Origin of the sequence: Intestinibacter sp. (genome assembly GCF_051866655.1) — a bacterium.
In the GTDB taxonomy this organism is placed as follows: domain Bacteria; phylum Bacillota; class Clostridia; order Peptostreptococcales; family Peptostreptococcaceae; genus Intestinibacter.
In genome coordinates, this window is record NZ_JBJDXL010000536.1 from 1 (window position 1) to 2,176 (window position 2,176).

Annotated in this window: 1 protein-coding gene, 1 pseudogene and 1 other annotated feature; of the genes and pseudogenes, one reads left to right on the plus strand and one right to left on the minus strand. The window is 28.5% G+C overall.

The window, feature by feature from the left end:
- Window positions 1-438 (minus strand): annotated as a pseudogene (locus ACI3VO_RS16170) (threonine synthase); the annotation flags it as partial.
- Between the two features lie 50 nt (window positions 439-488).
- Window positions 489-721: a binding site (T-box leader), on the minus strand.
- An 820-nt stretch (window positions 722-1,541) separates the two neighbouring features.
- Between ACI3VO_RS16170 and ACI3VO_RS16175 the strand changes: the two are divergent.
- The coding region (locus tag ACI3VO_RS16175) for a FecCD family ABC transporter permease (protein ID WP_439758903.1) at window positions 1,542-2,176 on the plus strand (635 nt) is incomplete at its 3' end.

The window sequence follows — 2,176 nt, forward strand, 5'->3', positions numbered from 1 at the left end:
TTTACCAGTATCGCCTGAAGTAGCAGTTAATATTACAACTTCTTCTTGTAGGTTGTTTTTTTCGATTGCAGTTTTTAGTAGATAAGGCATTATTGTAAGTGCCATATCTTTAAAAGCACATGTAGGTCCATGGTATAATTCTAAGATGTAGTCATCTCCTACTTTACTTATTGGAGCTATTTTTTCTGTATCAAATTTTTCGTCGTAAGCGCTCTCTATGCAGTATTTTAATTCTTCTTCGGAATAGTCAGTTAAAAATTCTTTTAAAATGACATATGCTAGTTGTTTATAATCTAAATCAACTAAGTTTTTTAACTCCTCGCTTAAATTTTTAAAGCTAGAAGGTACATAAAGACCTTTATCAGTAGATAAACCTTTTATTATTGCTTGTGAAGCTGTTATTTTTTCGTTATTACCTCTTGTACTTAAAAAATACATGTTTTTTTTACCTCCTAATTTTTTTGACAATTAAAAAACTCCCGTCCCTAAATAGGGACGAGAGTATAAATTCCCGCGGTTCCACCCAAATTGATTTTATAAAAAATCCACTTGAACTTGTAACGTAAGCTAAACGTCGTATCTTACTAAAATCTATTCAAGATAACTTCAGCACGAAGCTCCTAGGTAGTTTTCAATTTCTCAAGTTAAGGAAATCTTTCAGCCTATGAATTTCCATCTCTAGTAACCGAACTAAATTTACTCGTCTAATCATCGCTTTTATTTAATATTTATTATGTATAAAATTTTAAGTGATTAATTTATTAAAGTCAAGTAAAAAAATGGAAATATAAATAAAATTTGACAGATTTGTAACTTTTGGTAGCAATATTTAATAAATTTGAAAGAAATTATTAACGAAATCTTTACTTGTAAATTAGTAAATTATATTATAATATTAATTATAGAAGGGTTAGCAAATGTATATTAAAAAAAGAGAAAAAGGGATATTTGGAAATACGGACTATAAAATTATTCATATATAGTTCAAATAATTGTTTTAACATTTATTATATTAAAGAGGGAGGCGTAAAAATGGCAATAGTATTGATAACAGCTTTATTAGTAGTGATTATGTTAGGACTTTCATTTTTATCTTATTTATCTGAAAATAATTTATTAGATGATACCAATGCAGAAACTAAATAAATTAAGTATATAATAGAAATTAAATTTTAAGTAAAAAATATAAGGGTGGAGGAAATTACTTCACCCTTTATTCATTTTTGTTTAAATTTTTACAAAAGTTTACATTTTTCTACCAATGTGATATACTCTTTTTATGATATGTACGAAAACTTATTTTGAGATTTAGTTTCAGAATGAGTAGATTTTAATTTAATACTAGCACTAATAAAATATTTAATAATCGCTTCTAAGTTAAAAGTTTATCTGATAATTAAGATCGATTATGGCTGTATTTATTTTATTTCTGACACCAAAATTTACTATTAAGGTGGAAGGCGATATTTTTTTAGGAAAAAATTTGTTTAGCTATGCCACTTTTGGTGTAGCTATTTTTAATTTCTAGGGGGATTTATAATATGAAAAAATTTAAGGTAGTGGGAAGCTTATCTTTAATTCAAAAGATAATTTTAATTATACTTCCTATTTTAGTAGTAATCTTATCTATGGGGATTGGAAGGATGCTTATATCTCCAGTTGAAGTTTTAAAATCGACTTTTGAAAAATTTGGATATGATTATGTAGTCAACTCTCAAACAGAAATTGTATTGTGGACAATTAGATTTCCAAGGATTTTACTTGCTCTGCTTGTTGGAGCTGGTCTTTCTGTGGCTGGATGTGCATTTCAAAGTTTATTTTCAAACCCACTTGCGACACCAGATACATTGGGGGTAGCATCAGGGGCTAGCTTTGGAGCAGCTTTAGGAATTTTATTGGGATTTAGTTTAATAGGAATACAATTTTGTGCATTATGCTTTGGTATAATCGCAGTTTTACTTACCTATATTTCTGGTACAGGGAAAGGAAATAATATGAATAGTATGGTACTTGCAGGTATAATGATAGGATCATTGTTTTCAGCGCTTGTATCATTTGTAAAATTTGTTGCAGACTCTGAAACACAACTACCTGCTATTACTTATTGGCTTATGGGAAGCTTAGGTTCAGCTAGCTACAAAACATTGCTTTTAGGAGCTCCGTTTATAATAGTCGG